This window comes from Sulfitobacter sp. F26204 (assembly GCF_026410305.1).
In the GTDB taxonomy this organism is placed as follows: Bacteria; Pseudomonadota; Alphaproteobacteria; order Rhodobacterales; family Rhodobacteraceae; genus Sulfitobacter.
The window spans coordinates 761,611-768,434 of sequence record NZ_JAPMLQ010000001.1 but is presented as its reverse complement, the minus strand read 5'-3'; the positions used below and the strand labels follow the sequence as shown (position 1 = coordinate 768,434).

The window sequence follows — 6,824 nt, the reverse complement described above, 5'->3', positions numbered from 1 at the left end:
CCGGCATGAAAGACAGCAAGATCATCGTCGCCATCAACAAGGACGAAGAAGCCCCGATCTTCCAGGTCGCTGACTTCGGACTCGTCGCGGACCTTTTCGAGGCCGTGCCGGAAATGCTCAATAAACTTTGATCCCGATCAGGGTTCTCTTGATGCAAAGGCCCGCCGGTGACGGTGGGCCTTTTGTGTTAGGCCATGTTGTTGAGCACATCTATCAAGGCATCAGCAGCCTCTTGATGCGCCTTCGGGCCCAGGAGTTCGGAGGCGGCCAGAAAATCCAGTTCATCAAAGATCATCCGCTCTGTGCCCTCGGCCAAAGCGGCGGGTGAGGCCACGACCTCAACCACATGGGTTGCGAATGGAGCGATTTCATCCATCATCTGGCGTGTCACAAACAGCGGGTCGCGCCCGATTCCGTACTGATAGGAGGTCGATTCGTCCTCTGGTGCATGATCGGAAAACCACAGCAGAATTGATTTCCCATCAATCCGCTTCAACATCAGGCGCATGCGCGCCAACCATGCCTGTTGCAACTCCTCTCTCACCTTGGAAAAACGTTCCGGTGAGACCTCTTTGAGACAGTTCAACATATGTTTATTGAAATGAAAGTCGGCAAAATCCACCTCACGGTAGAAGGTGCGCAGCAATGTCGAAGTGGTGACAAACCGATCATTGCGGCGAGGGTGCACCGCATAGAAACGATTGCTCATGTTATGAGCGCCCATCACCTGCACGATGGCGATCTCGGCCTCTGAAGCCGCCTTGATGACGAAAGGATCCACTGAAAAGGCGTCAATGCCCGCATTGATCTGGCCGAAATTCACACAAGTGCGCCCCAATCCTTCCTCGACCAGCGCAGGAAATGGCTTGTCTATGAACTTTCCATAGGTTTCGGTCGCCCCGACAAAAGCGAGATAGGGTTTGGTCAAATCCCGCCTCGGCCCGCGAAACAGGAGTTTGGACTTGCCATATCGGCAAGGTAGATAATCGAGGGCACCCGCCCCGAGTACTTCATAGGTCATTTCACCCACCTTCTTGCTCACCCGAGTTGGACTTAGCGTTCGAAGACTTGTGAATTTGTTAACGGGGGAATTTACAGAAAAATCAATTGAACGCGGCACCTTGCGGCCCGCCCCTCCAGCCTCTTATTATGCACCAAATCTTGAAAGGATCGGGCATGGACATCCAGACAATCGGCATCGTAGGCGCAGGACAGATGGGCAATGGCATTGCCCATGTGATGGCCCTGGCCGGTTATGACGTGACCTTGACAGATATCAGTGCGGACGCACTGAAAACTGCTGTCGAGACGATAAAGGGCAACATGGCAAGACAGGTCGCACGCGGCAAAATTGCCGAGGCAGATATGACCGCGGCAATGCACCGGATCCTGACCACCACGCAACTGACCGATCTGGGGCCCAGTGACCTGATCATCGAGGCAGCAACAGAACGCGAAACCATCAAACAGGCGATTTTTGAAGACCTGTTGCCCCATATCAAACCGGAAACGATTTTGACCTCGAATACTTCGTCGATTTCGATCACCCGACTGGCCAGCGGTACCGACCGGCCGGAGAAATTCATGGGGTTTCATTTCATGAACCCCGTACCAGTGATGCAACTGGTGGAATTGATCCGCGGGATCGCAACCGACGAGGAAACCTTTGCCGCCTGCAAGGCGGTGGTGGACAGGCTGGGCAAGACCGCCGCCTCGGCCGAGGATTTCCCCGCCTTCATCGTGAACCGCATCCTGATGCCGATGATCAATGAGGCGGTTTATACTCTCTATGAAGGTGTCGGGAGCGTGCAGTCGATCGACAGTTCCATGAAGCTGGGCGCAAATCATCCGATGGGGCCGCTGGAGCTGGCTGATTTTATCGGGCTGGATACTTGTCTGGCCATCATGAACGTGCTGCATGACGGTCTAGCCGATACCAAGTATCGCCCCTGCCCCCTGTTGACAAAATACGTCGAAGCCGGGTGGTTGGGCCGCAAGACGCAACGCGGGTTCTATGACTATCGCGGTGATACCCCAGTGCCGACCAGGTGATCGGGAACGCCCGCCCGCGAGTGGTCATCGCCAGCGGGCGGTTCCCGTGGAGAGTGCGGACGGTATATAAGGCCAAAAAGAGAGAGATCAGTCCTTGAGCGCAAGGGTATGCGCACGCAGCCACGCCATGAAGCCGCGCGGATCATCAGCATATTTGTCGATTTCTGCAGGGTCGATGGGATGGCCGACAATGGGGGCCTGAGGTTTGTTGCAGCTGTGCACGATTTCATGCAGCAACAAGCCCTGCCGCAACATCGGACTGATCCTGTTCGCAATCTGGTAGGCGCGGCTGTTCTGACCGGGAAATTTCATCGGCACGACGGTGGCCCCTGACCGGCGGATCATCTTGGCTGTAAACACGTTCCATTCCGACTCAACCGCGGGGCCCCACCAGGTTTCGGAGGCCGCGACCACACCGGAAGGAAACAACGCAACCACACCGCCCTCCTTGAGATGTTTCATCGCTCTGGCCCGCATTTCGACGCCTTTGCGCTGTGCGTCAGGGTCATGGGGAAAAGGGACCGGGATCATGTAGCTGCCCGCGACCTCGTCAATCGAGGTCAACAGGGAGCGGGTCAGGATCCGGTAATCCGGGCGCACGCGGCCAATCAGATCGGCAAAGATCATGCCGTCGACCATCCCGTGCGGATGGTTCGCCACCACCACGACAGGGCCTTCTTTGGGAATACGGTCCAGTTGCTCTTGCGGGGTTGTGAGATCGATGCCCATTGTATCGAGCGCGCCACGCCAGAAGGCCTGGCCTGTTGGTGCGCCGGCGCGTTCGAACTGGCGCACCAGACGCAGGATCGTGAGCTTGCCGGTCAGCAGCTCGATCGCGCTGATGATACGGGATTTGAGCGGATCTTCGAAGGTTGAGGCATAAGACAGGCTGCGACGGTCGTATTTTAACGGTGCATCATCCCCGCTGCCGTTCGAAGCCGCGGAGTTCCGGTTTATGGAGCCTGTGTCATCAACCAAGAAGATCCCCTTTTCAGGTCCGCTTGCAGGCGTCAGTCGCCTTCGCCAAACTTATCTGCGACCAATGCGGTCAAGGCTTCTGCCAAGGGCGCGGCATCCGGCCCGGACGTGACCACCTCAATAGTGCTTCCACAGGCTGCTGCCAACATCAAAAGCCCCATGATGCTGTCACCTGATGCAGTCATGCCATCCTTGCTGACCTCGGCGCGGGCGTCAAATGCCTCAACAACTTCTACCAATTTGGCAGAGGCCCGCGCGTGCAGCCCCTTGATGTTCACGATTTGAAGGGAGATTTGGGTCATTCAGGGAGGCCTCTAGCTGACGCTGACATTCTGACTGTCTATATATTTCTTACCGGCCTCGAGGGCGGCGCGCACGGCGTCGGGCACATCCATCTGACGGGACTTTGCCAGTTTGATCAACATCGGCAGGTTCGCGCCATAGACAATACGGCGATTTTCCGGCTGGCAGGCCCGCATCGACAGATTGGAAGGAGAGCCACCGAAAAGGTCGGTAACGATTACCACGCCTGCGCCCTGATCAACCTCATCAGCGGCGGCACAGATTTCGTCCTGTTTCGCCGCGCGGTCATGATCTGCCATGATCGCGATGGCACGGACACCATTCTGAGAACCCACAACATGTTCTATAGCCGCGAGATATTCCCGCGCCAAACCTCCATGTGCGACAATCACTATTCCGATCACGTCTGCGCCTTACTCTCATGCTGGCGATCAAGCTCGCGGTGCCTTATTGACACTTGCCAGCCCAAGTTTGCAAGCTGCAAAGCATGGTTCTCGGCTAACGTCACGGAACGGTGCTGACCGCCGGTACAGCCGAAGGCGATGGAGATGTTGGATTTGCCTTCCTGCTTGTAAGCAGGCAGCAGCAGTTTGCTGAGGTTCAGGACCTGATCCGCAAAGGCTTCAAAGCGCGGATCCTGACCTACATAGGCAGCAACGCGCGGGTCGGTGCCATTGGCCTGGCGCAGGCTGGGATCCCAATAGGGATTTCGCAGAAACCGGCAATCATAGACCATATCCACGGAGCGTGGCAGGCCGCGTTTGTAAGAAAAAGACTGCACCGAAACCGTCAGATGATGTTGGCCATCGGGGGAAAACCAGCGCTCCACTTCGGCGCGCAGGTCGTGCACGTTCAGGTTTGTCGTGTCGATCAGCACATCCGCCCGTGCCCGCAGGGGGCGCAGAAGTTCCAGCTCGCGTTCGATGCCCATGACAGGCGGGCCGTCAGCGGCCAGGGGATGCCGGCGACGGGTTTCCGAGAAGCGGCGCAGCAGGACGTCGGTCGCACAATCAAGATATAGCAGATCAACCGCGAGATCATCGCGTGCCACCAATTCCTCCATCAGGTTGATCAGTCCGGCAGTTGAAAAATCACGTGTACGGGCATCGATGCCCAGTGCGATCGAGCGCTCCTGACCCGCTTCTTCCAGCACGGTCTGCAACAATCGCAGTGGCAGATTGTCAATCGCTTCAAACCCTGCGTCTTCCAACACCTTCAGCGCCGATGACCTGCCGGCGCCCGAAGGCCCTGTCACCAGTGCCACCCGGCGCCCAGACGAGGACGTGTGTGAAAGTGGAATGGCGGCGGGTTCGCTCATATTTTGTGATCTATTCCATGGCGTAGGTATTGCAAGACTGCGGCTGCAAAATGCGGGCTCGGGGCATTCCAGAGGCAGGGCAGCGTGACACCCAGAAGCATTTCGGTATGCCGATAAGGCAGGCGAGCATCCTCAGCCTTGTTCATATCAACCAATAATGCAACCGGCGTTTGGCCAGCACTGGGAAGCCGCAGGATCCCCACCCCCCGTGCCTCGATCTTGCCGTCGATCGGATCGGGACAAGCAGCAAAAAGCACATTGTTGCTGACACTAAGGATCGTGCGGTCATCTGCGACAAGTTCGCCGCCAAATGCGGTGAGTTGCAAGGCAAGCGAGGATTTCCCCGTACCGGACGCACCGCGGATAAGCACGGCCTTCGCGGCCACGCGAACACAGCTTGCATGGATGATTTCCGACTGGGAGGAGTTCGGATTGTGCACTGGCCCCATCGATTACGTCGGCAGGCCCACCACAAAGCGCGCGCCCAGAGGATCAGAGGTGACATCGGCCTGCGTCGGACGAATGTTCTCGGCCCAAATTACGCCGCCATGCGCTTCTACGATCTGCTTGGAAATCGCAAGGCCAAGGCCGGAGTTATTGCCGAAATGCTCATCCGGGCGCTGCGAATAGAAACGCTTGAAAATCTTGGACAATGCTTGTTCGGGAATGCCCGGCCCGGTGTCCTCGACGACAACAAGCACGCGGTTTTCGCGTTTGCGCGCCCAGACGCGGATCGCATCGCCCTCTTCGCAGAACGAAATCGCATTGGTGATGAGGTTGACAAAAACCTGCGCGAGGCGCGCCTCAAGACCATGCACCAGAATGGGATCATCTGGCAGGTCTGTGACAAAATCGATACCCTGTTTTTTTGCATCCTCCCCAAGGTATTGGCCCAAGTTTGCGACCATATGCAAAAGATCGAATTGTTCTTCTTCTTCTTTCACCAGTTCGGAATCCAGGCGGGACGCATTTGAAATGTCGCTGACCAGACGGTCCAGCCGGCGCACATCATGGTCGATTACATCCAGCAGCTTCTCGCGTTGGTCTTCGCGTTTGATCATGCGCAGCGTGCCAACGGCAGAGCGCAGCGAGGCCAGGGGGTTTTTGATTTCATGTGCGACGTCAGCCGCGAATTGTTCGTTGCCATCAATACGATTGTACAGTGCTGACACCATGCCGCGGATTGCGCCAGAAAGGCGGCCAATCTCATCCGGGCGACCTGTCAGATCGGGGATTCGAATGCGGCCTGGGTTCATCTTGCGTGCATTTTTATCACGTCCCAATTCGGCGGCAGCGGCCAGATCGGCAAGCGGGTTGGCGATGGTCGAAGCCAGCACAAGGCTGAGGCCGATGGAAACAAGTGTTGCGATGACAAACATTTGCAGGACACGCTCATGCTCCCCCCGCACAAGACTATCGATTTCACCAGATGCCGAAGCGATGGCCACGACGCCAACGCCAGTCTCGCCCTGCATGATTGGCGTCATGACGGTGAACAACCTGCCGCCTTCTCCGTCAAACCTGTCCTCGATGCGCGTACCGCTTTCAAGGCTGCTGGCCACAAGTGGTTTGAACTGTTCTGTCAGAGGAACGAATTCAGGGGCGGCACCCGAGCTGAAGGGCGCAGACAGCTTGTCCCAGATCCAGCCCAATCCATCCATCAAAACCGTACGGTTGCCCTGACTTTTGATGCCGACCCGATCCAGGGGCAGCTTGCCTTCGGTCTGCGCCAGCAGTGTTTCGTCGGTGTCATAAACAAAAACATCAACGCCACTGCGCAGATCAAGCACCTTGACCGCGGAGACCACATCAATCTGTTCAGGATTGCCCAGTGCAACCGCTTCGCCTTCAGGCAGCTTTGCCTCGATCACATCCGCGATCAGCTCAGCTTCAGAGACCAGGGCCGCGGCGCGTTGCACGGCAAGAGAATCGCGTGAGGAATTGAGATAAAGGATACCCGCGACGAGCACGTTCAATGCGATCAGATTGAACGTGATGATCTTGCGCGTCAGGGGTGACCTGCGCAGCGAAAACAGCCCCCGCCGTTCCCGGCGAACACGCAGTTCTTCAGAGCCGGTGTTGTCCGGCGCGACCCAATCGTCACCCAGAACAATATCACCTTCCCTTGCAGCTGTGCTTAGGTCACGCACAAAATTCCTTTCGGCAATCGCCA

At 57.0% G+C, this 6,824-nt stretch carries 8 protein-coding genes and 1 pseudogene; 2 read left to right on the top strand and 7 right to left on the bottom strand.

The genetic code is table 11. The annotated features are described in order from the left end of the window. Positions 1–131: pseudogene (locus OS190_RS03780) on the top strand (electron transfer flavoprotein subunit alpha/FixB family protein); the annotation flags it as partial. Between the two features lie 56 nt (positions 132–187). Here OS190_RS03780 and OS190_RS03775 read toward each other — a convergent pair. Next, on the bottom strand, positions 188–1,021 hold the full coding sequence (locus OS190_RS03775) for a DUF6473 family protein (RefSeq protein ID WP_267157317.1): 834 nt from the start codon (positions 1,019–1,021) through the stop codon (positions 188–190). A 155-nt stretch (positions 1,022–1,176) separates the two neighbouring features. Between OS190_RS03775 and OS190_RS03770 the strand changes: the two genes are divergently transcribed. Further along, complete coding sequence (locus OS190_RS03770; protein ID WP_267157316.1) at positions 1,177–2,052, top strand: 3-hydroxybutyryl-CoA dehydrogenase; 876 nt, start codon at positions 1,177–1,179, stop codon at positions 2,050–2,052. An 87-nt stretch (positions 2,053–2,139) separates the two neighbouring features. Here the strand turns inward: OS190_RS03770 and OS190_RS03765 are convergent, their stop codons facing one another. From OS190_RS03765 to OS190_RS03740, 6 genes are read right to left on the bottom strand one after another with little or no spacing between them, the layout of a single operon-like run. Continuing rightward, a complete protein-coding gene (locus OS190_RS03765; protein ID WP_267157347.1) occupies positions 2,140–3,009 on the bottom strand; it encodes a lysophospholipid acyltransferase family protein in 870 nt (289 codons plus the stop codon). Between the two features lie 53 nt (positions 3,010–3,062). Continuing rightward, the gene (locus OS190_RS03760) at positions 3,063–3,332 is read right to left on the bottom strand and encodes an HPr family phosphocarrier protein (protein WP_267157315.1); all 270 of its coding nucleotides are present in this window, start codon (positions 3,330–3,332) and stop codon (positions 3,063–3,065) included. A 12-nt stretch (positions 3,333–3,344) separates the two neighbouring features. Continuing rightward, complete coding sequence (locus OS190_RS03755; RefSeq protein ID WP_267157314.1) at positions 3,345–3,737, bottom strand: PTS sugar transporter subunit IIA; 393 nt, start codon at positions 3,735–3,737, stop codon at positions 3,345–3,347. After that, on the bottom strand, positions 3,734–4,651 hold the full coding sequence (rapZ, locus tag OS190_RS03750) for an RNase adapter RapZ (protein ID WP_267157313.1): 918 nt from the start codon (positions 4,649–4,651) through the stop codon (positions 3,734–3,736). Before rapZ ends, OS190_RS03755 begins: the two co-directional genes overlap by 4 nt. Then, positions 4,648–5,100: an HPr kinase/phosphorylase gene (locus tag OS190_RS03745; protein ID WP_267157312.1), complete on the bottom strand. Its 453-nt coding sequence runs from the start codon at positions 5,098–5,100 to the stop codon at positions 4,648–4,650. The genes rapZ and OS190_RS03745 overlap by 4 nt, the downstream gene beginning before the upstream one ends. A 3-nt stretch (positions 5,101–5,103) precedes the next feature. Then, positions 5,104–6,801 carry a sensor histidine kinase gene (locus OS190_RS03740; RefSeq protein WP_267157311.1) on the bottom strand — a complete coding sequence of 566 codons (1,698 nt, stop codon included), beginning with the start codon at positions 6,799–6,801 and terminating at the stop codon, positions 5,104–5,106. Between the last annotated feature and the right edge of the window lie 23 nt (positions 6,802–6,824).